Here is a 22954-nt window from a genome sequence, read left to right on the forward strand (position 1 = left end):
AAAACCGGATAATTTCAGTCGTTTTCGGACACTACTCACAACGCTATAACAAAGAACTGTACAATAGTACACATATTGCACGTGTTTCATCTATAAAATAGTCGACATTCCATCGGACAATACCACTTCTATAGCGCATCGAGTTCCTGTGTCAAAATTTTTTCAGCTGCCTGCAAAGTTTAGTGTAATGTTTTTATGTTTCAGTATGTTGAATGGATGCCAACAACAGCCTGAACCACAACCTGCACCAGAGTTTCCCAACAATAAGACTGTTCAAAAAGAAGCAGTCGATTTGTCTTTGCTGTGCCAAAAACTTGAAAAAAACATGCTGGAAATAGACGATCAACGCACAACTTTCGCTTTAGAACAAATCAACCAAGATCTCAAAGTCTGCTTACCGCTGTTAAAAGCGGACGAACAAAAAAAATTACTACGCTTGTCCAATCAAATGTATCGTAACTTTTTACATGTTGAACGTACGGCTCAACAGCAAATGGCGTTCGAACAATTTGCCTTTGATATGGCTCAGCATCCCACAATTCAACAAAATCATTATGAGCAGCTCACCGCCCGAGATCAGTATTTACTGAAACATAAAGGCCAAGCCTATGTAGAATTGTTCGATGCAGGTGAAGGACAATTACGCTATCGCCGAAGTCCTGAATATTTAGCCAAAATTTTTGCGCCTTATATGGAAGAACCTGAGCAGGTCTTTATTGAAAAACTGGCTGAACAAAATGCACAACCTGCCTTGCTGCAACAAAGTTTAGCCATTGAGCCGCAAGAGATTGCAACACGTGCTATTTTTTGGGAAGACTATCTGAAACAATATCCAGATAGCCCCTACAAAAAAGATGCACAACAATTGCTATATCAATATAGCCAGTTGTTATTTATTGGTTCGGCACATAGTCCCGTTTCTAATGATTTTTCAGACCGCCTCAGTATTCAAGCCAGTTCTTTAGAAGAAATTGAACGCTTGGCTCAATTAAAAAACTCCAAATTGGCAGATCAGGCGCGTTTATTTTTAAAATTATTAGATCAAAATGCTGCTGCATCTAATCAGCGATCAGAAGCGCAGCTGTTGAATTTAATTGGTGTCCGCAATCCTGATCCGCATTATAAGAAAGACTGTTTTAGTGACGCCATCTGTGTAAATCAGTCCTCTACTTAGCCAATGCAAGTTCAATTGCATATGTGCCTAGCCAAAATTCTGCACTGCAAAATCGATGAAAAATAACACTGTTTTAAAACAGCCTTCATGCTAATATCCGCACAAAGCTTGACGGAGCGCAGGTAATTTCCTGCTGAGATCATCTAAATTTAGTTCGCTAAATTTAAGGATGAGTACCGTTGAACCTGATCAGGTTAATACCTGCGTAGGAATCAAGCCATCTAAAAACTTAAGCCCTTCTTATCTCTTGGTTTTACGCCTTTATTTTCAGGTGAATCCATCAGATAAACTGCCACGTTTTTGGTCGTGCTTGATTCGTTGATGTCATTCATAAGGATCATTGCAATGAACCAATTAACGAATCTCACCGCTTCAGATCGCGCTGCTCAACATGAACAAGATGCTAAAGATCTCACTCGAATTCTCCCAGCGTCAAAGAAAGTCTATATCCAAGGCTCACGTCCAGATATTCGCGTACCAATGCGTGAGATCAGTCTTACAGATACGCCTACAGGTCTGGGTGGAGAAAAAAATCTACCGATTATGGTCTATGACACCTCTGGTGCTTATACCGACCCCAATATTCAAATTGACCTGAATCAAGGCCTGCCCAATGTCCGTGAATCTTGGATTGAGTCACGTAATGATACGGAAATACTCGATACCTTGACTTCAAAATTTGGACAAGAGCGTCTTCGAGACATCCGCACTGCAGAGATTCGTTTTGCGCATATTTCAAAACCCCGTCGCGCTCGTCGTGGACACAATGTGTCTCAAATGCACTATGCCAAACAAGGCATCATCACCCCTGAAATGGAATACATTGCGATTCGTGAAAATCAGCGCCAGCGTGAAGGTGTTGATATGCGCCAACATGCCGGTCAAAATTTTGGCGCACGCAATTTAACTGAAATCACCCCAGAATTTGTACGTCAAGAAGTGGCTGAAGGTCGTGCCATTATCCCTGCCAACATTAACCACCCTGAATGTGAACCGATGATTATTGGTCGTAACTTCTTGGTGAAAATCAATGCCAACATTGGTAACTCAGCACTTGGTTCAAGCATCGATGAAGAAGTGGCAAAAATGACTTGGGCAACTCGTTGGGGCGCTGACACCATCATGGATTTATCGACAGGTAAAAATATCCATGAAACCCGCGAATGGATTATTCGCAACTCCCCTGTACCGATTGGCACCGTGCCGATTTACCAAGCTTTAGAAAAAGTTGATGGTGTCGCAGAGGACTTAACCTGGGAAATTTTCAAAGACACACTGATTGAACAAGCCGAGCAAGGTGTCGATTATTTTACGATTCACGCAGGCGTACTGCTTCGTTATGTTCCACTCACCGCCAACCGTTTAACAGGGATTGTGTCACGTGGCGGATCCATCATGGCGCAGTGGTGCTTAGCGCATCATGAAGAAAACTTCCTGTATACGCATTTTGATGAAATCTGCGAAATCATGAAAGCCTATGATGTGTCATTCAGTTTAGGTGATGGTTTACGTCCGGGGTGTATTCAAGATGCCAACGATGAAGCCCAATTTAGTGAATTACGCACCTTAGGTGAATTGACTCACCGTGCATGGGAACATGATGTACAAGTCATGATTGAAGGCCCAGGCCATGTACCAATGCACATGATCAAAGAAAATATGGATCTACAACTCGAGGTTTGCAAAGAAGCGCCTTTCTATACGCTTGGACCACTCACCACCGATATTGCCCCGGGCTATGACCACATTACCTCTGCGATTGGTGCGGCAATGATTGGTTGGTATGGCACCGCGATGCTGTGTTATGTGACCCCGAAAGAGCATCTTGGTCTACCAGATAAAAAAGACGTCAAAGATGGCATTATCACCTACAAAATTGCAGCCCATGCCGCAGACCTTGCCAAAGGTCATCCCGGTGCGCAGGCTCGTGATAATGCATTATCCAAAGCACGCTTTGAATTCCGCTGGGAAGACCAATTTAATCTGAGCTTAGACCCTGATACAGCGCGTAGCATGCATGATGAAACTATGCCGAAAGAAGCACATAAATCAGCCCATTTTTGTTCGATGTGTGGACCTAAATTTTGCTCGATGAAAATCACACAAAATGTGAGAGATTATGCAAAAAATCAGCAAGATATGCAGCTTTCTTCAGAATCTAATCCTGAAATTGAAACAGGTTTACAAAGCATGAAAGCGGCCTATCATGAACATGGTCAAAAGTTGTACCACAAAGTGTAAATCTTAAAAAAAATCTTTTGTATTCAACAAAATCTCGGTTAGGATGAAATGGAAGATTTCATCCTAATTAGCGCTTATGAATATTATTAAACAGGCCACATATAACAAAAAAGATTACAGCATTGAAGGGCGTGAACATCTTTATAAAGGCTTTATTCAAGTTGAAAAAGTTCAGCTTCGACACCGCTTATTCCATCAAGACAGCATGATTCCAACCATTCAGCGTGAATTGATTCATCGTCCTGAAGCAGCAGGTGTGCTGATCTATAGTCATCAACAACAAAAATTTGCATTAATTGAACAATTCCGCATTGGGGCGATTGATGATGAAACTTCGCCATGGCAACTAGAGATCATTGCCGGCGTGCTCGATGGTGATGAATCTGCTGAAAGCTGTATCCGCCGTGAAAGTTTGGAAGAATCAGGCTGTGAATTAGATGCACTACAGCATTTATTTAGTTTTTATCCCTCTGCAGGTGCCTGTGCTGAATTATTCCACCTTTATAGTGCTGAAGCTGAACTTCCTGAACATGGCGGAGTCTTTGGCATGCCTGATGAAGGAGAAAATATTCAATTGCATATCTTAAACTATGCTGATATTCCTGAATTATTAACCAATGGTCGGCTAAAAAACGCACCTGTCATTATGGCCTTGCAATGGTTACAACAACAAATACATACTACAAGGAATGTCTAAGGGGAAGGACATGACTTTAAGGGATACACCACAATACGACTGGACACTGATCCAGATCTCGGACACACATTTAATGGATCAGGAAGATCTTGAATTTGTCCGCATGAATCCAGAGCAGAGTTTTCACGATGTGATTCAACAAATTCAGTTGAACCATCATCACATCGATACGCTTGTCCATACTGGCGATCTTGCACAAGTGCCGGTAGAGCGTACCTATGCGCGTTATCTCGAATATATGCAACAGCAGCCGTTTCCGTTTTATCAGATTCCGGGGAACCATGACGAAGCGTCTTGCTTCCCATTTCATCAACAGGAAGATCGTGCTCACTGCATCGCATTAGGCAATTGGTGTCTGATTTTACTGAACAGTGCGGTTAAAGGAAAAGTCGATGGTTGGGTATCACAACAGCAGTTGGAACAATTAGATCAGTTGCTCACAGCACACCCACAGCAACATATCATTGTGGCATGCCACCACCACCCTTTTGCCATGCAATCGCATTGGATAGATCAGCATAAACTAAAGAACGCTGAACATCTCATAGATGTGCTTTCACACCATGACAATGTCAAAATTGTACTATGCGGACACGTACATCAAGACTCGTCTAATCAATGGCGCAATATTCAGTTTTTATCGACGCCTTCGACCAGTGTTCAGTTCAAACCGCATAGTGAAAATTTTGCCTTAGATGAGGCTTTACCAGGGTATCGTGCACTCTATCTGAATGATAATGGTGAATTTAAAACTGAAGTTGTTCGGGTCAAATTGAAACAACCTCAAATTAATGTTGAAATTTCAGGTTATTAACTTTTCAATTTGATTTTTTTGCTTTACTTTATGGCTTCTAAAGGAAAAGTGATAGTTAGAATCCAAACATCAAAGACTATCAATAAGCAGAAAAAGTCTATATGATGACGACCCCCACAGAAGGAAACTCTGTGTTGGGTGGATAAAAAACTTGCATATCACCATATTTTTTGCGTATAGATATATGCATATGATGAGGAATGCCCTACATGGCGAATGACAACCAAAATCAAGTCTTAGACGAACAAACTGATGTAGTAGACGAAAAGTCTACCAAACGCGTGCGCAAATCAAAGCCAAAGGCGACTGAAGGTGGTTCTACTGCAAGCTTATTTGGTATTGAACCTTATCAGCCTAAAAAGAATGAAGAATACATGTCTGAAGGGCAACTTGAGCATTTCCGTCACATCTTATTGGCTTGGAAAGCTGAGTTAATGTCTGAAGTAGACCGTACTTTGAATACCATGCAAGATGAAAATACTGCGCTTCCAGATGTGAACGACCGTGCAACGCAAGAAGAGGAATTTGCGATTGAACTTCGTACACGTGACCGTGAACGTAAACTGATCCGTAAAATTGAACAATCAATTGAAGCGATCAAAAATGATGACTACGGTTTCTGTGAAACGTGTGGTATCGAAATTGGCTTACGTCGCCTAGAAGCACGTCCAACAGCAACTTTATGTATCGACTGCAAAACACTTGCAGAGATCAAAGAGAAGCAAAATAACGGTTAATTCTGTGTTGAGTAATTCCTCTCTAGCCCTCCCTTTAGATAAGGAAGGGAAAGCTGCAGAGCATTACGTGGGTCGGTTTGCGCCATCGCCAACCGGCCCTTTGCATTTTGGCTCTTTAATTACAGCAGTCGCAAGCTACTGCGATGCCCGTGCCCATCAGGGGCAATGGTTGGTTCGTATCGAAGATACCGACATTCCACGCATATTTCCCGGTAGCGAAGAACATATCTTACGTTGTATTGATGCATTTCAATTCGAACCAGATGCCGAGATCATTTTCCAAAAAGACCGCCTAGAAATCTATGAGGAAGTCATTGCGCATTTGCATGCCCAAGACTTGATCTATGCTTGTCAATGCACCCGAAAAATGCTTGGTTCGAATCATATCTATCAAGGCACATGTCGCAATCTGGGCCTTCCCCTTCAGGATCAGGCTATTCGAATCAAAGTCGATGCACAGAACATTTGTTTTACCGACCGCTTACAAGGGATGCATTGCTCGAATCTGCAACAAGATTTGGGCGACTTCGTCTTAAAACGCCGTGATGGCATTATCAATTATCAACTTGCTGTCGTGGTGGATGACTACCTACAAGGGATGACCCATGTCGTACGTGGAGCTGATCTTTTGGACAATACCGAACGTCAAATTTGGCTCGGACAGGTTTTGGGTTATCCGCGCCTTGAATACATGCACTTGCCATTAGCAATGAATAATCAGGGACAAAAGCTGTCAAAACAGAATATGGCTCAAGCTCTTGATTTAAACCAAGCAGCACCTTTATTGCAACAAGCATTGCAGGCCCTACATCAACCGCCAGTCGACTTAGACACGCCGCGCATTATGCTGCAACAGGCGATTGCGCAGTGGGATATTCAACATATTCCCCATGGCACAGCATTGCCTCAAATCTATCAATAAACCCAAATATGGATCTAAGCCAATCACTCGATTTTCAATTGAATTATGCTTTAATAAAGTGATCAATTGACCATTGGAGAGCCTAATGTTTTTTATTTTTGGATTTGGTCCGAAAACCAAAGTCATTGAAAAGAGCCAATTTACTTGCCCTGTCTGCCGCAGCAGAACTCAGTATGAGTTAAAACAGCAACGTAATTATTTTTCTTTATTTTTTATTCCATTGATTCCACTATCTAAAGCCAAGGCGAGCTTGGTCAAATGTCTCCATTGTGGAACGGAGATGCCGGCGAGTGTACTGCACCATGCATCTCCCGATCCGCAACGAGATACCAATTTAAAAGCTTGATTCTTCTTTACTTGGGTTCACTTCTTTGGTCGTCGCATCGATCTTTAAGATCAGACTCACCATAACCGCACAGATAATCAAAGAAGACCCCCCATAACTAATAAACGGTAAGGTCAAACCCTTGGTTGGAAGCATGCCCATGTTCATGCCGGCATTCACCAAAATTTGCAGCAAGAAGATAATACTAATGCCATAAGCCAAGTAGCCTGCACGTAAGTATTGATGACGTAAAGCACGATGACCAATGCGAATACAGCAGATCAACATCACAAATGACAGCGTCAATACGGTCAAAATCCCAAAGAAGCCAAATTCTTCGCCCAAAACCGCCAACATGAAGTCGGTATGGGCCTCAGGTAAATACGACATTTTTTGAATACTATGACCCAAGCCGACACCAAACCATTCACCGCGACCAAAAGCCATTAATGCATTCGACAACTGGTAGCCTGCGCCTAATGGATCATTCCATGGATTTGAGAAGGACATCAAACGTTCTAAACGGTAAGGTTCAAATAAAATCAAGAACACAAAGGCCATGATGATCGCACCAAAGGCAATTGCGAACTGAATCAACGGTGCTCCTGCGAGGAAGAATACCCCTAGCATGGTTAAGGCAATCACCACCGTCGCCCCTAAATCGGGCTCTGCCATGACCAAACCGACAGTTGCAGCCATAATCACTGCCAAACGCACCAAGCCCTTAATATTATTACGGACTTCTTCGGCACGCCGTACCACATAGTCCGCGGTAAATATCGCCATCATGACTTTGGCGACTTCCGAAGCCTGTAAGGTGAAACCAGCAATACGAATCCAACGTTTAGAACCATTGACCTCTGTCCCGACAGCCAATACAGCAGCCAGTAAGATAATCGTGATAATCCATAAAAAGAAGGTGTTATTAAACCAAACATTCAACGGCACTTTATAGGCGATATAGGCGGCGGCGGCGGCAGCGGCAATCGAAATACCGTGTCGTGAAATGTAATGAAAGGCATTTTCATGCATGCGTTCTGCATAAGGCATCGATGCAGATGCCACCATGATCGAACCAATACACAACAATGCCAAAACACAGAACACCAGAACATTGCGCACGTTGACCTCGGCAGGTAACCGAGGAAGCCAACGCTCTACAACTTCATTTATTCTATTTATGGTCGTCTGAGCCAACCCAGCCATACAACTTTCCTTATCGTTCTTTTAAACGAGTGCATTCACACAATCAACAAATTGGTGTCCACGCTCACTGTAGCCTTTAAACATATCAAAACTTGCGCACGCTGGAGACAATAAGACCACATCATTGGCTACCGCATTTTGTTGGCACAGCTCAACCGCTTGTTTCAAACTTTCAGCATGAATCAGCGTGGTTGTCCCTTCAATCGCTTTTTCAATAATTGGACGATCTTCACCAATCAATACCGCAACTTTGGCATATTTTGAAAGTGAATCACGCAGCGCAGTAAAGTCCTGCCCTTTGCCTTGACCACCTAAAATAATCGCCACTTTACCGCCTTTGGCTTCAATCGCAGCACCTAGGCCATCAATCGCAGCTAAAGTCGCACCAATATTGGTACCTTTAGAGTCGTTATAATAACGAACACCATGCACTTCTTTGACAAATTCACAGCGGTGCTCTAAACCTTTAAAGGTTTTCAAAGTTTCCAACATGCCTGCTAGTGGCAAACCAATCGCTTCACCCAAAGCTAAACATGCCAAGGCGTTTGCCACATTATGTGTCCCTTGAATATACATGTCTGCACTTTTCAGTAAACGCTCACGACCACGTGCCAACCAAATTGTGCCATCAGTATCGCGTAAAATACCGAACTGATTCATATCTGGTGCATTTAGGCCAAAGCTTTGCATTGGGGTGACATCTGGAACCAATGGACGTGTTAATGAGTCATCACGGTTATACACGACTTTTTTCACCGCTTGGAAAATACGATGCTTCGCAGTGTGATAGCCCATCATATCGCCATGACGGTCCAAATGGTCTTCACTCATGTTCAACACAACAGCCACTTCTGCGGCCAAGTTCGACGTGGTTTCTAATTGAAAACTTGAAAGCTCTAAAACATATAGCTCTGGATCATCTTTGGTGAGATCCAAAGCTGGACGACCCAAGTTGCCACCCACTGCCACTTTTTTGCCTGCATCTGCTGCCATAAGACCAAATAAAGTCGTTACGGTACTTTTCGCATTCGAACCTGTAATCGCGACAATTGGCTTATCCGTCGCACGACGTAAAATTTGAATTTCTGAAACCACAGGAATGTTGGCTGCAATGGCCGCCTGAATTTGCGGTAATTTTGGATCTAGCCCCGGGCTGATTATAATTTCTTCTGCTTGGAGTAATAAATCTTGATCCAACTGACCGAAACTGGTTTGTACATCACTTGGAATTTGATCATGACCCGGTGGAACTGCTCGTGAATCGGTGACTGCAACGCGGTAGCCATGGCTATGTAAGAAATTCACTGCGGAAACACCAGAAATCCCTAATCCGGCAACAACCTTCAATCCACCACGCTGTATTAACATTTTCGCCCCATTTTTTGGTCGGTTTTTAAATCTGACAAAATGTTAGCACTTTGCTGTTTTGAATGCTTTTTATGTTTTCACTTTCTCGCAGTTTTTTTGTGTCCGCTCGTAAAAAAACCGCCCATCTTGGGCGGTTTCTTCAAGCAATTGACGGTGAGTTTATTTCCATTTCACCGCTTGTACTTCAGCTTTTTTTGCAGATGGATTATCCGAAGCTGAACATCCACAACCGCCTGCACAGCCTGCGGCCATTTTGGGCTTTAACCATTTGGCTAAACTGTTCCAACCACGGTTTGCACAGTGCTCAGAAAAAGTTGTGAAGACTGAGTTCGATGTTTTTGGAAATACCTTCTTAAACACCACGACAGCACTCCAAATCACCAATACCGCAATAATTATTGATTCAAGCATGTCTCTCTCCTTTGTTCAGCTTTTGCCATTCAAGATTCACTATCCAAAATAGCGTGTTGCAATTTGATACGTGATGAATGCCATTAGATAAGCCAAACCAAATAAATAGATAGTCATGAAACTCACCGTTTTCAAGGAGCCAGTTTCACGTTTAACTGTCGCCAGTGTCGCCAAGCAATGTGGCGCATAAATAAACCATACCAATAATGATAGACCGGTTGCCAATGACCAACCCAATGACCCATCGCTACTAATTAAATTTGCCAGACCTTGAGACATGGCATCTTCATCTGTTGCAGACAAGGCATACACCGTACCCAATGCCGCTACAACAACTTCACGTGCCGCCATCGCTGGAATTAAGGCAATACAAATCTGCCAATTAAAACCTAATGGTGCAAAGATCGGTTGTAGCACATGCCCAAGCATACCTGCCAATGAATAATCAATATCCGGCAAAGTTGCGCCTTCTGGCGGTTGCGGGAAAGTACACAAGAACCATAACAAAATCGATAAAGCGAAAATGATGCCACCGACACGTTTCAAGAAAATCTTGGCACGGTCCAGTAAACCAATCCAAACACTCTTAATATCTGGGAAACGGTAGCTTGGAAGTTCCATCAATAAGGCATGCTGTGATTTATCTTTTTGGAAGAATTTCAGCACTGTTGCCACAATTAAGGCACTCACAATCCCTGCTGCATATAATGCAAATAACACCAAGCCTTGTAAGTTAAAGACGCCCCAGACCATTTGCTGTGGAATAAATGCCGAGATCAGCAAAGCATAAACTGGTAAACGTGCCGAACACGTCATCAACGGCGCAACTAAAATCGTTACCAGACGATCTCGGGGGTCTTGAATACTCCGAGTTGCCATAATGCCCGGTACAGCACAGGCAAAGCTCGACAGTAAAGGAATAAAAGCACGTCCACTCAAACCTGCTTTAAACATCAGCTTATCTAGTAAGAATGCTGCACGTGGTAAATAACCCGATTCTTCTAAAACCAAAATAAAGAAGAATAAAATTAAAATCTGCGGCAAGAACACCACTACACCGCCTGCACCCGCAATGATCCCATCAACCACCAAGCTGTTCAGGAGTGGATGTGAAATGTGTTCACCGACTAATTCACCGAACCAACCGAAGAAGGTTTCAATACCATCCATAAACGGCGCAGCCCACGCAAACACCGCTTGGAAGATAATAAACATCATCACCGCTAAGGTAATTAAACCAAAGACTGGATGTAGAAAAATTTTATCGAGAAAGTCTGAGCGTTTATCTTCATGATCAACAAACACCACCACGTCTTTTAAAATTTGTTCAATTTTTTCGTGGTTAGTCCCAGAAAGATTGGTATCACTTAATGACGCATCTGGTTTTCTGAAGCCTTCGGCATCCAAAGCGCCCATTAAGTTTTCAATACCTGCATTACGTACAGCAACGGTTTCTACAACAGGAACGCCCAAACGCTGAGACAGCTTTTGGGTATTGATTTGCATGCCACGACGACGTGCTTCATCCATCATGTTGAGGACAAGTAAAATTGGACGACCCAAATCGATCATTTCCATGACCAAACCGAGGTGCAATTTTAAGTTTGTCGCATCAACTACACATAAAAAGACATCTTGATGCCCTTCTTCTGCAATTTTACCTTGCACGACATCACGCGTAATGGCTTCATCAGGACTCGTCGCTTCTAGGCTATACGTCCCCGGCAAATCCAAAACTCGAACAGATTTACCCGATGGCAAAGTAAATTGACCCACCTTTCGCTCAACCGTTACCCCAGCATAGTTTGCAACTTTCTGACGTGTGCCCGTTAAATGATTGAATAATGAAGTTTTACCACAGTTTGGATTACCAACGAGGGCAATACGTAACGCATCACTCATGCTGATGCCCCTTCCATTGCTATTTCCACTTTTTCAGCTTCTACTTTTCGCAGTGCGAAGCGAGTAAACCCAACTTGAATTAAAATCGGGTCACCACCAAAAATACCTTTGGTAATCACCTGTACTTTTGTTCCGGGAACAAAACCCAAAGTCTCTAAACGGCTAGCGACTAAATCAGCCGGAGCATTGTTGCCATTCTGGTTACGATGTACCTTATGAATGACTGCGCTTTGTTTCACTTTCAAATCAGATAATCGCACGCAACTAACCCTAAAAAATTTTGAACATTATACAAACAAATGAGAATAATTAACAAATCGGATTCGATTTCAATTCTCATTTAACAATCTAGCATCGACACGACTATTTTTTTAAATTAGATTGCATTAAACCATTGTGATTTCTTGGTTTAATTTCGAAAATGAGCGGCACATGTTAAATAAAAAACCACGTATTCCAACCCCAGTCCAAATTCCAGAAACACTCAGTTTTTTACACGGATATCGTGATCATTTAATAGCTCAAACCGTCAGTCCACACACTCGAAATGCATATTTATCTGATTTAATTCAATGCAGTGAGTGTCATACGCATGTCATGACTGATTGGAGCAGTGACGACATTTCAGATGTCTTGCTTAGCCTGACTAAACAAGGAAAAAGCCCTCGCTCGATCGCCCGCTCACTTTCTGCACTGCGTTCATTTTTCAAGTTCTTGCGCGAACAAAAAATACGCAATGACAATCCTGTTGCAATCCATAAAACACCCAAATTGGGTCGTGCACTACCAAAGGATTTATCTGAAGCAGATGTCGAAGCCCTGATTAATGCCCCAGACCTCAGCACCGCATTGGGTCTACGTGATCGTGCCATGCTCGAAGTGTTGTATGCCTGTGGTTTACGTGTCTCTGAGTTATTAAATTTAAGATTAGAACTGATCAATCTGAAACAAGGCTATTTACGAATTACCGGTAAAGGCAATAAAGAACGCTTAGTCCCTTTAGGACAAATGGCGGTGGAATGGATCGAGAAGTATTTAGCTGAAGCACGTCCCATTTTATACAAAAGTGCAACCGATGCTTTATTTCTCACTCAACTTGGTGGAATGATGAGTCGCCAAAACTTTTGGTACGCGATTAAACGCTATGCGCTCATTGCAGGCATTCAAGCCGAATTATCACCACATACCTTACGCCACGCCTTTGCCACGCATTTGCTCAACCACGGTGCCGACTTACGTGTCGTGCAGATGCTGCTCGGCCACAGTGACTTGTCTACCACACAAATTTATACCCATGTTGCGCAGGTTCGTATGCAAAAATTACATTCAGATTATCATCCGAGAGCTTAACGGCAGGAAATATCAGACCAAGAAGTTCTATTGTGCCCGATATTTTTTGCTATGCTTACTCACCTGTTTGATAAAGCTAAAAGAAAAGGGTTGTTTATGTTATTTACCCGTTCAAAAATTTTTCTCGCATCGACACTTGTTGCCAGTATGGCGTTAGTGGCTTGTTCTAATTCAAATAATGACGAAAAGAAAGATGCGACATTAACGGCAAGTACGCCTGCAACTGGTGAAGCTTCGAATTTATCTGAACGTAATGCTCAGCAGCGTTTAATTGATACTTTGCAATCTAATCTGCAAAAAGCCAATATCAATGCCAAAGTCACTGGGGTGAAAGCGACTGAAGTTCCTAATTTGTTTTGGGTAAGCTTTGAAGGCATGCCTGCGGTCTATGCTACAGCTGATGGTAAATACATTTTCCAAGGCGACGTGGTTCGTTTAGGTGAAAAACAACTCTTTAATGTAGGCGATACCCTACAAGCAGAGGCCAACAAAAAATTATTTGATCAATTAAAAACTGAAGACCTACTGATTTATAAAGCCAAAGGTAAAACCAAACACGTGGTTTATGTGTTTACCGATGTTAGCTGTCCTTATTGCCATAAATTACATGAACAAATGGATGATATTAATGCCCGTGGCATTGAAGTCCGTTATATCGCTTGGCCACGTGGTGAACAACACATGCCAATGATGGAAACTATCTGGTGTAGCAAAGACCGTCGTGCCGCATTTGACAAAGCCATTGCCGGTGAGCAAATCGAGCCAGCATCATGTAAAAACCCAGTGCGCAGCATGTATGAAATGGGTCTAAATATTGGTGTGAATGGTACGCCAGCGATCTATAACGCAGAAGGCAAACACATCGGTGCTTACATGTCGGCTTCCGAACTTGAAAGTGCGCTTAAATAACTAATTTTTATAGGCTAAATGAATGTTTTTTATGGGTAGGAATAAAGTGATTTCTACCCTAGAGTCCGAACGTTTTTTTAGCTATGATCTAAACTCACTTAAAGCAATGATGAAATAAATGGAGTGTGACGTGAAACCAGTTCGTCTGGCAATCCTCGGTCTTGGTACTGTGGGTGGTGGTGCCCTTAAACTACTAAAAGAAAATGCTGCTGAGATTAAACGTCGCACCGGTCGTGAAATTGAAATTACCCATGTGGGTACGCGTCGCCCTCGTCCTGATTTAGAACTGCCTGCTTCAGTGAAGCAAAGTGCTGATTTATTGGATATCGTCCGTCAACCCGATGTAGACGTTGTGGTTGAAGTTATGGGCGGCATTCACCCTGCGTATGAAGTGATTCGTGAAGCAATCGTTCATGGCAAACAAGTAGTCACAGCCAACAAAGCTTTATTAGCTGAACACGGTAATGAATTATTTAAATTGGCCGATGATCATCACGTTCAGATTGCTTATGAAGCAGCTGTCGCAGGCGGTATCCCAATTATTAAAGTCCTCCGTGAGGGTTTGGCAGCCAATAAAATTGACTGGCTTGCAGGTATCATTAACGGTACTGGTAACTTTATCCTGACTGAAATGCGTGAAAAAGGTCGTGCCTTTGCAGACGTTCTCAAAGAAGCGCAAGAACTCGGTTATGCCGAAGCAGATCCAACATTCGACGTCGAAGGGATCGATGCGGCGCACAAGTTAACATTGCTGGCTTCTATTGCTTTTGGTATCCCACTCCAATTTGACAAAGTCTTCACTGAAGGCATTAGCAAAGTTACTGCGCAAGATGTGAAATATGCTGAAGACCTTGGTTTCCGTATTAAGCATTTAGGTATTGCACGTCGTGCTGCAACGGGTATTGAACTTCGTGTACATCCAACGCTGATCCCTGAAGACCAACTGATTGCCAATGTAAATGGCGTTAAAAATGCCGTATTGGTTCAAGCCAATGCCGTTGGTCCAACGCTTTACTATGGCGCAGGCGCAGGTGCAGGCCCGACCGCATCAGCGGTGGTTGCTGATGTTGTCGATATTGTCCGTGACATCTCATATACCGAAGATGGCGCAGGTACAATTCCACAGCTTGCGTTTGAAGCCCTAACTGATTTACCAATTCTTCCACGTGAAGAAATGACCACTGGATACTACATCCGTATTAATGCCGAAGATCAAACTGGCGTTCTTGCAGATGTCACTACGATTTTAAGCCGTGCAGGAATCAGCATCGATGCGATCATGCAACAACCGCGCTTAAAAGATCTTATTCCTATCGTGATTCTGACTGATCCAGTCAAAGAATCTAAAATGGATGAAGCACTTCAACAAATTCAAGCATTGCCTGTCATTCATGGCGAAATTGTACGAATTCGTTTAGAATCGCTTGATAATTAATCGGGTCGAGGGGAATATTTCAGTTCCTCTCGCCAAGCTCTACACACAATTGGAACATCATCATGTCTAATGCCAATCGTTATACTGGTTTAGTTGACCGCTATCGCGACCGTTTACCCGTATCTGCAACTACTCGCGCAATTTCTTTGGGCGAAGGTAATACGCCACTGATTAAGCTTGAGAATATTCCACGCATTATTGGCAAAAATGTTGAAATTTATGTGAAGTACGAGGGCTTAAACCCGACTGGTTCATTTAAAGACCGTGGTATGACCATGGCTGTAACAAAAGCAGTTGAAGAAGGCTCTAAAGCAATTATCTGTGCATCTACAGGTAATACATCTGCTGCAGCGGCTGCTTATGCTGCACGTGCAGGCATTAAAGCATTTGTGCTCATCCCAGAAGGCAAAATTGCCATGGGTAAAATGGCACAAGCGATGATGTATGGCGCGGTAACGATGCAAATTCACGGTAACTTCGATGACGGTATGCGTCTTGTAAAAGAAGTTGCAGATCAAGCACCAGTTACGATTGTAAACTCAATCAACCCATATCGTCTGCAAGGTCAAAAAACCATTGCTTACGAAATCGTTGACGAATTAGGTCGTGCGCCAGATTACCACTGCTTACCTGTAGGTAATGCGGGTAACATTACAGCACACTGGATGGGTTATACCGAAGCTGTAGCGAATCAGCCTAAAGAAGAATTTGTACAAGTCGTTTATGATCCTGAAACTGATCAATTCACAGGTCCAAAACCTGCGGGTCTACCAACAATGGTGGGTTACCAAGCTGCTGGTGCGGCACCATTCCTACGCGGCGCACCTGTAGAAAACCCTGAAACAGTAGCAACTGCAATCCGTATCGGTAATCCACAAAGCTGGAACCATGCTAAAGCAGTAGTCCGCGATTCAGAAGGCTGGTTCGATGAACTTCAAGATGCTGAAATCTTAGAAGCACAGCGTCTACTGTCTATGTACGAAGGTGTATTCGTAGAACCTGCTTCTGCAGCGTCTATCGGTGGCGCGATTCGTGACATCAAAGCAGGTAAAATTGCTGAAGGTTCTGTGATCGTATGTACTGTGACAGGTAACGGTTTAAAAGATCCTGACACTGCCATCAAGCAATGCCAAGATGCAGTAATGTTGTCGATTGATGCAACTATGGATCAAGTTCGCGATTCAATTCTGTCAAATATGTAATTCATATGCTGACTAAATAAAAAAGCCCTGCTCTTGCAGGGCTTTTTATATCTTGCATTCACTTCAGCATTTAAACGTTGAGTAAATCCAAATACTGAAAGAATGAAAAATCTGAAATCTTATTAAATACGTTTTGGTAACTGGCTCGCCCAATTCATTAAACGTGTCGCATCATTGGTTCGTGCAACTGAAGAATCCGCACCCAATAACACCACTACCGCTGGACGGTTATTCAATGTGGTATGCATCACTACACAGCGCCCTGCTTCATTAATAAATCCAGTTTTTGAAATATTAATATTCCAACCACCATTACGCACTAAAGCATTAGTATTGTTTGATTTCAATACGCGGTAGCCCAAATTAAAGTCATAACTTGGTGTGGTTGAAAATTGACGAATCAAACCATACTGCGAAGCGGTATTCACCAAAATACCTAAGTCACGTGCCGAAGCGACATTGCCTGGGTGCAAGCCAGTCGATTCCACATAATGAGTCGAGTTCATCCCTAATGAGCGTGCTTTCGCATTCATCGCTGCAATAAATGCAGAACGACCACCTGGATAAGTACGTGCTAATGCCGAAGCAGCTGGGTTTTCAGATTTCATCAAAGCAAACAGCAATGCTTCTGCACGATTCATACTGTCGCCAGCACGCAGCGTTGAACTTGAGCTTTTACAACCTGAACATGAGAAATCAGACTGTTGTAAGGTAATCTTTTCAGACATGTTTAATCGGGCATCTGAAATCACTACTGCTGTCATGAGTTTGGTAATTGATGCAATCGGTAAAGCGGTATTGCTATTTTTGCTATATAGCACTTCACCAGTTTGACCATCCATAACCAGTGCTGCACGCGCATTTACAGAGGGCTGTCCTGCGTATTGATTGGTATCAATAATACGGACCGTTTTCGATGGTGCTGTCTGTACCACGCCGCCTGTACTACGTACAGAAGTAGTCACTTTCGTTGACCCTTGAGGAGATGGCTCTTCAGCGCTATAAGACACGTCACCGTTGAGTAACTGGTTTGCATCTTCAGATGACCAGCTAATATTTGACTGCTGATTTGCAGCACTATTCATCACAATTTCAGCAGAACTGAAACTGCTCATACTGAATAAAATTGACATGCCCAAAACGTGCATGAAGGATTTATTTAATTTTTTCACCATTGCTCACTCAACTCAGGATACTAAACATTTGCGCAAGACCAGCAATATGCCGTACATTGGTCACAACTACGAACATTTTTTGCTCACACATTGTGTATGAAGTTTTTCATTTCATATAAGAATAGGATTGCTAATTTTGTCGTTTCATTGCAAGCTTATTTTGCTTTATGTAACAAAAAAACAGGTTTTGATTTGAGGGAGAGTGTAGGTGATCACAGTTTTGGTGGTAGATGACCATGAATTAGTCCGTACTGGTATTTGCCGTATGCTCGAAGACCATGCAGATATCCAAGTCATTGGACAAGCCGAATCTGGTGAAGATGCGATTACACTTGTTCGCCAACACCATCCAAATGTTGTTTTATTAGATGTCAATATGCCGGGGATCGGGGGGGTAGAAACCACACGTCGCCTACTTCAAACAGCGCCAGATACAAAAGTCCTCGCCGTCAGTGGACTTGCTGAAGAACCCTACCCGTCTTTATTGTTAAAAGCAGGTGCCAAAGGCTATATCACCAAAGGTGCACCAGTTAATGAAATGGTCCGTGCGATTAATAAAGTGATGCAAGGCGGCAAATATTTCAGTGCAGACATTGCAGAACAACTGGCCAGCTCATATTTGTCTGATACACAACAATCACCTTTTGACGCCCTGTCTGAGCGTGAAATGCAAGTTGCCATGATGGTGGTCAATTGTATTAGTGCACAAGAAATTTCTGATAAATTATTCGTTAGTGTTAAAACAGTGAATACCTACCGTTACCGCATTTTTGAAAAACTGAATATTGATAGTGATGTCAAACTAACTCACTTGGCGATTCGCTACGGGTTAATCAAACCTTAACACAACGTACATCCTGTTACTTATGACACAGCGTTCAATTCATAGTGAATTGAACCAGTATCATTTGGGCCTTTGGTACAGTGCTTATCGCTTTATCATCAGTGCCTGTCTGTTACTGGTCTTTTTACTGACCTACACTCAATTCACTTCAGATTATGAATACCCACGTTTATACCTATATGTATTGACGATTTATTTGCTGTTTACCAGCATTCAATTCATGTCACTTGGACGTTTCAAAGTCCGGATCCCAAACCAGTTACTACTGTTATTCATTGTAGATGTCATTTCGCTGAGCTTACTGACCTTAGCCATCGATGGACCTAATTTACATTTGAGTTTGCTGTTTGTGATTACGATTTTTGCAGCATCCCTGTTATTAGATGCCCAAAAAGCTTTGGTCATCACCCTCATCGCTGTGATCTGTGTAGTATATCAACTGTTTTTAGGTTCAATTCTTGAATTTACCTCACTCAAAAATTTAACCAACAGTGCGATTTTGGCTTTTTTATTTTGTGTGGTGTATGGCAGTGCACAAATTGCCGTGAAACGTTTTCAGTTATTGGAAAATCTGAATTTTTCGCAATCTTTAGAGCTACATCGACTACAAAACATTAACCGCTATATTTTAGAACAGATTGATACGGGCTATTTGGTTTTGGATGAAAACTGTCATGTGGTGCTGAGTAATCCTGCTGCTTGCCATTTACTCGGCATGCCAAATTCTTATCATCATGATCAATATCCACTGTATACTACGCAGCCCGACTTATTTGAATTACTCAAATTTGAAGATTTAAAAAGCGGTGAAAAATTTCAATTTGAATCGCAACAAAGCCAATACCACATTCAGGTACTCGTACAAAAACTCGTTGTGCCGCATCAAATGTTGACCTTGCTGATTTTACAAGATGCACAAAAACTCAATCAGCAAGTGCAACAATTAAAATTAGCCGCTTTAGGTCAACTCTCCGCCAGTATTGCTCACGAAATTCGCAATCCCTTAGCGGCGATTGTGCATGCCAATGATTTATATCCGCAAAGTGATACCGAACAACAGCACATGTTGAATCATATGATTTCACGTCAAGCGGTGCGGATTGACCGAATTATTCAAGACACCCTAAATATGGTGCGTAATAAGGAAACCCATCCGACTCGTCTAAATCTAGAACAATTTTTACCGCTGTTCCTGCAAGAAGATCTGGCAGACATTCAACAGAACATTCGGCTCAATGTGCAAGCCAAAACCTTGATTGATTTTGATGAGGCACAGTTCAGACAAATTTTAATCAACCTAATTCGTAATGCGATTCGCCATAACAATCCGGACATGTCGTATATCGAAGTGGTAGCGCGGACGGATCAGAAAAAAGTCCAGATCGATGTCCGAGATTTCGGTCATGGGGTTGCTTTACAAAACCGCACACAGTTATTTCAACCATTTTTTAGTACCGAAATTACTGGAACTGGTTTAGGATTATATCTTGCTCATAGCTTCTGTGAAGCGAATCAAGCACAGCTTTCCTATGTAGAACAAAAACAGGGAGCTTGCTTTAGGATTGAGTGCTTACAAGCTGTTATTTAATTGTTTTTAGGGGAAAACTGTGGATTCACAACCACTGGTATTGTTAGTTGATGACGAAGAAGACTTATGTATGCTGATGCAAATGTCTTTATCAAGGATGGGGGTTAAAACACATGTTGCACATCGCCTCGACGAAGCTAAAAAAGCCTTGTCTACCTATAGCTACGATGCCTGCCTAACCGATCTCAACTTACCCGATGGTAATGGTCTACAGCTCTTAGATTGGATGAATGAGCACTGTCCTACCCTGCCTGTTGCTGTGCTAACAGCCTATGGCAACATGGACATTGCCATTGCCGCATTAAAGGCGGGAGCTTTCGACTTTGTCAGCAAACCGATCAATCCCAAACATCTTGAACAACTGCTACAAAAAGCCCTGAATAAGCCATTGGCCGAAGACATTACTTCGCAAGATGCTTTAGAACATAAAATGTTGATTGGTGAATCGCTTCCAATCCAGCAATTGCGTCGAACATTAAAGAAAATTGCACGTTCACAAGCACCAGTTTTTATTACGGGTGAATCTGGTACGGGTAAAGAGGTCGTGGCCAATCTGGTTCACCGTTTAAGCAACCGTAATGAAGGGCCTTTTATTGCTATTAACTGCGGGGCAATTCCCACAGAGTTAATGGAAAGTGAACTTTTTGGCCATAAAAAAGGCAGCTTTAGTGGTGCCACCCAAGACAAGCAAGGTCTGATTCAATCTGCACATGGTGGTAGCTTATTTCTGGATGAAATTGCCGAATTACCTTTAGCCATGCAAGTTAAACTGCTACGTGCGGTACAGGAAAAACGTATTCGCCCCGTAGGTTCAGACTGTGAAATTGATGTTGATTTCCGTGTGATCAGTGCCAGTCATCAGGACTTAGAAGCTCTCGTCCAACAAGGTCGATTCCGCCAAGATTTATTTTTCCGTATCCATGTGATGGATTTAGTGTTGCCTGCCTTACGTGAACGTGGCGACGACATCCTCTTATTGGCACAACATTTTATTCAAAAAATTAGCCATGAATGGGAAATTGCCACTAAGCCTCTGACTGAACGAGCGAAAAACTTCCTACTCAGCCAATACTATCCGGGTAATGTCCGTGAACTCCGCAATATTATCGAACGTGCCATGACCCTCTGCGATGATGAGCAAATTGATCTTCAACATCTGCAAAGTGCGCCATTAAGACAACCGAGTGCTCAGTTCAATTCCGCTCCAACAACGAATGATTCTGCACAGCTTGCTGCAAACAGCAACGAACAGAGTGTGGTTCCTCGTAAAATACCTGAAGAAGGTTTAGAACTCTTTTTAGAAAATATCGAAAAAGAAGTGCTCATGAATGCGTTGAATTTGACTCACTGGAACAGAACACTTGCCGCCAAAAAATTAGGTATGTCATTCCGTTCATTACGCTATCGTTTGAAAAAATTCGGTTTAGATACCGAAGACGAAGAGTAAAAGCTTTCCAGCGTATTGCTGTTTATTTTTGATTCAGCAATAACTCTGCAACATGATCGACATAGTGATCTTCACGTGCATCATGTTGCAGCGGATAGTTATAGTCTGGCTGCACTCCAATTCCTTCAATCATTTTGCCATTCGGTGTCAGATATTGCGACACAGTCATTTGTAAAGCCGCACCATTACTCAATGGAAATAGTTTTTGAACCACACCTTTACCATAACTTTTCTCACCCGCTACCCATGCACGTTTATGCTCTTTTAATGCTGCGGTAAAGACCTCTGCGGCAGAAGCAGAACGATTGTTGATTAAGATGCCGACTTTCATATTTTGAAATTCAAAACTTGGTAAAGCCTGAAATTGTTGGTCACCTTCAGATCGACTTCGAGTCGACACAATAATGCCCTGATTCAAAAATAAATCGGCAGACTCTACTGCTGCGGACAATAACCCGCCGGGGTTATTTCTTAAATCAAACAATACGGCTTTGACACGTGAACCATGACTTTCAATTAAACGCTTAATTTCATTGGCTGTATCTTGTTGAAAAACTTTAACGTGTAAAACTAAAACCTGATTATTTAATAATTTAGATTCTATATCTGTTTCAACTTTAGTGTTTCTGACCAAATTGACCGGTTGACTTGCAGTTATCAGCTGTAGATTCAGCGTCGAGCCTATACTGCCGGTAAGCAGGTGTCGCACTTGATCTTGATTGAGTTTTTTGAGTTCTTGATCATCAATTTTAAACACCGCCGCGCCATTTTTCAGACCTAGCTTTGCTGAGTCGGCATCAGGCTTTAAATTGGTGATGACCCATTGCTGTAGACCTGCATCAAAGCGCAAATTGAAATCGACACTCGCAATATCCCCTTCAGTGTATTGCAAAAGCTGCTTATAGTCTTCAGGTGAAAGATATCGTGAATAGCGGTCTAAACCACTGACCATGCCTTTGATGGCTTGTTGGAATAATGCATCGTCATTTTTTTCAACTACATAATTTTCTTTGACAATGCCATAGATTTGAACAAATTGTTGGATCGATTCGACAGGTACTTCGGCATAACTTTGTTCATAGCTGCCATCAAATTCATCGAAAGCCGACTTTGCTTTGTCGACTCCCCATGTCGAATGACTAAAACACAGCAGCAAGGCTGTAAGGCTTACAACTGACGTCCAGTGTGCTTTAGTCATTCATGCTTC

The 22954-nt window shown here is 42.5% G+C and carries 21 protein-coding genes and 1 riboswitch; of the genes, 14 read left to right on the forward strand and 7 right to left on the reverse strand.

Translation table 11 applies throughout. The features are described 5' to 3' along the window. Positions 1-205 precede the first annotated feature (205 nt). From M5F03_RS16300 to M5F03_RS16330, 7 genes are all read left to right on the forward strand, one after another. Positions 206-1174, forward strand: coding sequence for a hypothetical protein (locus tag M5F03_RS16300; RefSeq protein WP_249708907.1), 969 nt, complete (start codon positions 206-208; stop codon positions 1172-1174). Positions 1175-1276: 102 nt separating this feature from the next. After that, positions 1277-1403, forward strand: a riboswitch (TPP riboswitch). Between the two features lie 116 nt (positions 1404-1519). Further along, a complete protein-coding gene (thiC, locus tag M5F03_RS16305; RefSeq protein ID WP_078189435.1) occupies positions 1520-3415 on the forward strand; it encodes a phosphomethylpyrimidine synthase ThiC in 1896 nt (631 codons plus the stop codon). Positions 3416-3491: 76 nt separating this feature from the next. After that, positions 3492-4112 (forward strand): NUDIX domain-containing protein, encoded by a 621-nt coding sequence (locus M5F03_RS16310; protein ID WP_111884865.1) that lies wholly within the window; start codon positions 3492-3494, stop codon positions 4110-4112. A gap of 10 nt (positions 4113-4122) precedes the next feature. Beyond that, positions 4123-4926 (forward strand): 3',5'-cyclic-AMP phosphodiesterase, encoded by an 804-nt coding sequence (gene cpdA / locus M5F03_RS16315; protein ID WP_249708909.1) that lies wholly within the window; start codon positions 4123-4125, stop codon positions 4924-4926. Positions 4927-5135: 209 nt separating this feature from the next. After that, positions 5136-5663 carry an RNA polymerase-binding protein DksA gene (gene dksA, locus M5F03_RS16320; protein WP_078189438.1) on the forward strand — a complete coding sequence of 176 codons (528 nt, stop codon included), beginning with the start codon at positions 5136-5138 and terminating at the stop codon, positions 5661-5663. A 4-nt stretch (positions 5664-5667) separates the two neighbouring features. Next, positions 5668-6585 carry a tRNA glutamyl-Q(34) synthetase GluQRS gene (gluQRS, locus tag M5F03_RS16325; protein ID WP_372491163.1) on the forward strand — a complete coding sequence of 306 codons (918 nt, stop codon included), beginning with the start codon at positions 5668-5670 and terminating at the stop codon, positions 6583-6585. 85 nt (positions 6586-6670) lie between these two features. Continuing rightward, positions 6671-6931, forward strand: a complete 261-nt coding sequence (locus M5F03_RS16330; RefSeq protein ID WP_249708910.1) for a zinc-ribbon domain-containing protein — start codon at positions 6671-6673, stop codon at positions 6929-6931. Here the strand turns inward: M5F03_RS16330 and ftsW are convergent. The 5 genes from ftsW to M5F03_RS16355 all read right to left on the reverse strand — a co-directional run bounded on the left by ftsW (position 6920) and on the right by M5F03_RS16355 (position 12057). After that, positions 6920-8116, reverse strand: coding sequence for a putative lipid II flippase FtsW (gene ftsW, locus M5F03_RS16335; RefSeq protein WP_078192579.1), 1197 nt, complete (start codon positions 8114-8116; stop codon positions 6920-6922). The two genes, M5F03_RS16330 and ftsW, sit on opposite strands and share 12 nt — an antisense overlap. A gap of 21 nt (positions 8117-8137) precedes the next feature. Continuing rightward, complete coding sequence (murD, locus tag M5F03_RS16340; protein ID WP_180049850.1) at positions 8138-9484, reverse strand: UDP-N-acetylmuramoyl-L-alanine--D-glutamate ligase; 1347 nt, start codon at positions 9482-9484, stop codon at positions 8138-8140. 159 nt (positions 9485-9643) lie between these two features. Then, the gene (locus tag M5F03_RS16345; protein WP_180035955.1) at positions 9644-9895 is read right to left on the reverse strand and encodes a DUF6587 family protein; all 252 of its coding nucleotides are present in this window, start codon (positions 9893-9895) and stop codon (positions 9644-9646) included. 39 nt (positions 9896-9934) lie between these two features. Then, the gene (gene feoB / locus M5F03_RS16350; protein ID WP_180093144.1) at positions 9935-11797 is read right to left on the reverse strand and encodes a ferrous iron transport protein B; all 1863 of its coding nucleotides are present in this window, start codon (positions 11795-11797) and stop codon (positions 9935-9937) included. Next, positions 11794-12057, reverse strand: a complete 264-nt coding sequence (locus M5F03_RS16355; protein ID WP_078189444.1) for a FeoA family protein — start codon at positions 12055-12057, stop codon at positions 11794-11796. Before M5F03_RS16355 ends, feoB begins: the two co-directional genes overlap by 4 nt. A gap of 172 nt (positions 12058-12229) precedes the next feature. Here M5F03_RS16355 and xerD point away from each other — a divergent pair, with 172 nt between their 5' ends. The 4 genes from xerD to thrC all read left to right on the forward strand — a co-directional run bounded on the left by xerD (position 12230) and on the right by thrC (position 16693). Then, complete coding sequence (gene xerD / locus M5F03_RS16360) at positions 12230-13147, forward strand: site-specific tyrosine recombinase XerD (protein ID WP_249708911.1); 918 nt, start codon at positions 12230-12232, stop codon at positions 13145-13147. Between the two features lie 96 nt (positions 13148-13243). Beyond that, positions 13244-14056, forward strand: coding sequence for a DsbC family protein (locus M5F03_RS16365; RefSeq protein WP_078189446.1), 813 nt, complete (start codon positions 13244-13246; stop codon positions 14054-14056). A 130-nt stretch (positions 14057-14186) separates the two neighbouring features. Next, positions 14187-15491, forward strand: coding sequence for a homoserine dehydrogenase (locus tag M5F03_RS16370; RefSeq protein ID WP_078192857.1), 1305 nt, complete (start codon positions 14187-14189; stop codon positions 15489-15491). 62 nt (positions 15492-15553) lie between these two features. Beyond that, positions 15554-16693, forward strand: coding sequence for a threonine synthase (gene thrC, locus M5F03_RS16375; protein ID WP_078192584.1), 1140 nt, complete (start codon positions 15554-15556; stop codon positions 16691-16693). Between the two features lie 122 nt (positions 16694-16815). Here thrC and M5F03_RS16380 read toward each other — a convergent pair whose 3' ends face one another. Continuing rightward, positions 16816-17865: a serine hydrolase family protein gene (locus M5F03_RS16380; protein ID WP_143221671.1), complete on the reverse strand. Its 1050-nt coding sequence runs from the start codon at positions 17863-17865 to the stop codon at positions 16816-16818. Positions 17866-18076: 211 nt separating this feature from the next. Between M5F03_RS16380 and gacA the strand changes: the two genes are divergently transcribed. Genes gacA through M5F03_RS16395 form a run of 3 tightly spaced genes read left to right on the forward strand, consistent with a single transcriptional unit; the run spans position 18077 to position 21747 of the window. Next, entirely contained in the window at positions 18077-18712 is a 636-nt protein-coding gene (gene gacA / locus M5F03_RS16385) for a response regulator transcription factor GacA (RefSeq protein WP_111884856.1), read from the forward strand. A gap of 22 nt (positions 18713-18734) precedes the next feature. Next, positions 18735-20300 (forward strand): sensor histidine kinase, encoded by a 1566-nt coding sequence (locus tag M5F03_RS16390; protein WP_180160388.1) that lies wholly within the window; start codon positions 18735-18737, stop codon positions 20298-20300. A gap of 19 nt (positions 20301-20319) precedes the next feature. Continuing rightward, entirely contained in the window at positions 20320-21747 is a 1428-nt protein-coding gene (locus M5F03_RS16395) for a sigma-54-dependent transcriptional regulator (RefSeq protein ID WP_308199837.1), read from the forward strand. 22 nt (positions 21748-21769) lie between these two features. Here M5F03_RS16395 and M5F03_RS16400 read toward each other — a convergent pair whose 3' ends face one another. After that, a complete protein-coding gene (locus tag M5F03_RS16400; RefSeq protein WP_249708912.1) occupies positions 21770-22945 on the reverse strand; it encodes a S41 family peptidase in 1176 nt (391 codons plus the stop codon). Positions 22946-22954: the final 9 nt, after the last annotated feature.

Origin of the sequence: Acinetobacter amyesii, assembly GCF_023499985.1 — a bacterium.
Lineage (GTDB): Bacteria > Pseudomonadota > Gammaproteobacteria > Pseudomonadales > Moraxellaceae > Acinetobacter > Acinetobacter amyesii.

Excerpts from the sequence above, each read along its gene's own strand:
- M5F03_RS16300 (WP_249708907.1), top strand. The coding sequence starts at position 206 with ATGTTGAATGGATGCCAACAACAGCCTGAACCACAACCTGCACCAGAG.
- thiC (WP_078189435.1), top strand. The coding sequence starts at position 1,520 with ATGAACCAATTAACGAATCTCACCGCTTCAGATCGCGCTGCTCAACAT.
- M5F03_RS16310 (WP_111884865.1), top strand. The coding sequence starts at position 3,492 with ATGAATATTATTAAACAGGCCACATATAACAAAAAAGATTACAGCATT.
- cpdA (WP_249708909.1), top strand. The coding sequence starts at position 4,123 with ATGACTTTAAGGGATACACCACAATACGACTGGACACTGATCCAGATC.
- dksA (WP_078189438.1), top strand. The coding sequence starts at position 5,136 with ATGGCGAATGACAACCAAAATCAAGTCTTAGACGAACAAACTGATGTA.
- M5F03_RS16330 (WP_249708910.1), top strand. The coding sequence starts at position 6,671 with ATGTTTTTTATTTTTGGATTTGGTCCGAAAACCAAAGTCATTGAAAAG.
- ftsW (WP_078192579.1), bottom strand. The coding sequence starts at position 8,116 with ATGGCTGGGTTGGCTCAGACGACCATAAATAGAATAAATGAAGTTGTA.
- murD (WP_180049850.1), bottom strand. The coding sequence starts at position 9,484 with ATGTTAATACAGCGTGGTGGATTGAAGGTTGTTGCCGGATTAGGGATT.
- M5F03_RS16345 (WP_180035955.1), bottom strand. The coding sequence starts at position 9,895 with ATGCTTGAATCAATAATTATTGCGGTATTGGTGATTTGGAGTGCTGTC.
- feoB (WP_180093144.1), bottom strand. The coding sequence starts at position 11,797 with ATGAGTGATGCGTTACGTATTGCCCTCGTTGGTAATCCAAACTGTGGT.
- xerD (WP_249708911.1), top strand. The coding sequence starts at position 12,230 with ATGTTAAATAAAAAACCACGTATTCCAACCCCAGTCCAAATTCCAGAA.
- M5F03_RS16365 (WP_078189446.1), top strand. The coding sequence starts at position 13,244 with ATGTTATTTACCCGTTCAAAAATTTTTCTCGCATCGACACTTGTTGCC.
- thrC (WP_078192584.1), top strand. The coding sequence starts at position 15,554 with ATGTCTAATGCCAATCGTTATACTGGTTTAGTTGACCGCTATCGCGAC.
- M5F03_RS16390 (WP_180160388.1), top strand. The coding sequence starts at position 18,735 with ATGACACAGCGTTCAATTCATAGTGAATTGAACCAGTATCATTTGGGC.
- M5F03_RS16400 (WP_249708912.1), bottom strand. The coding sequence starts at position 22,945 with ATGACTAAAGCACACTGGACGTCAGTTGTAAGCCTTACAGCCTTGCTG.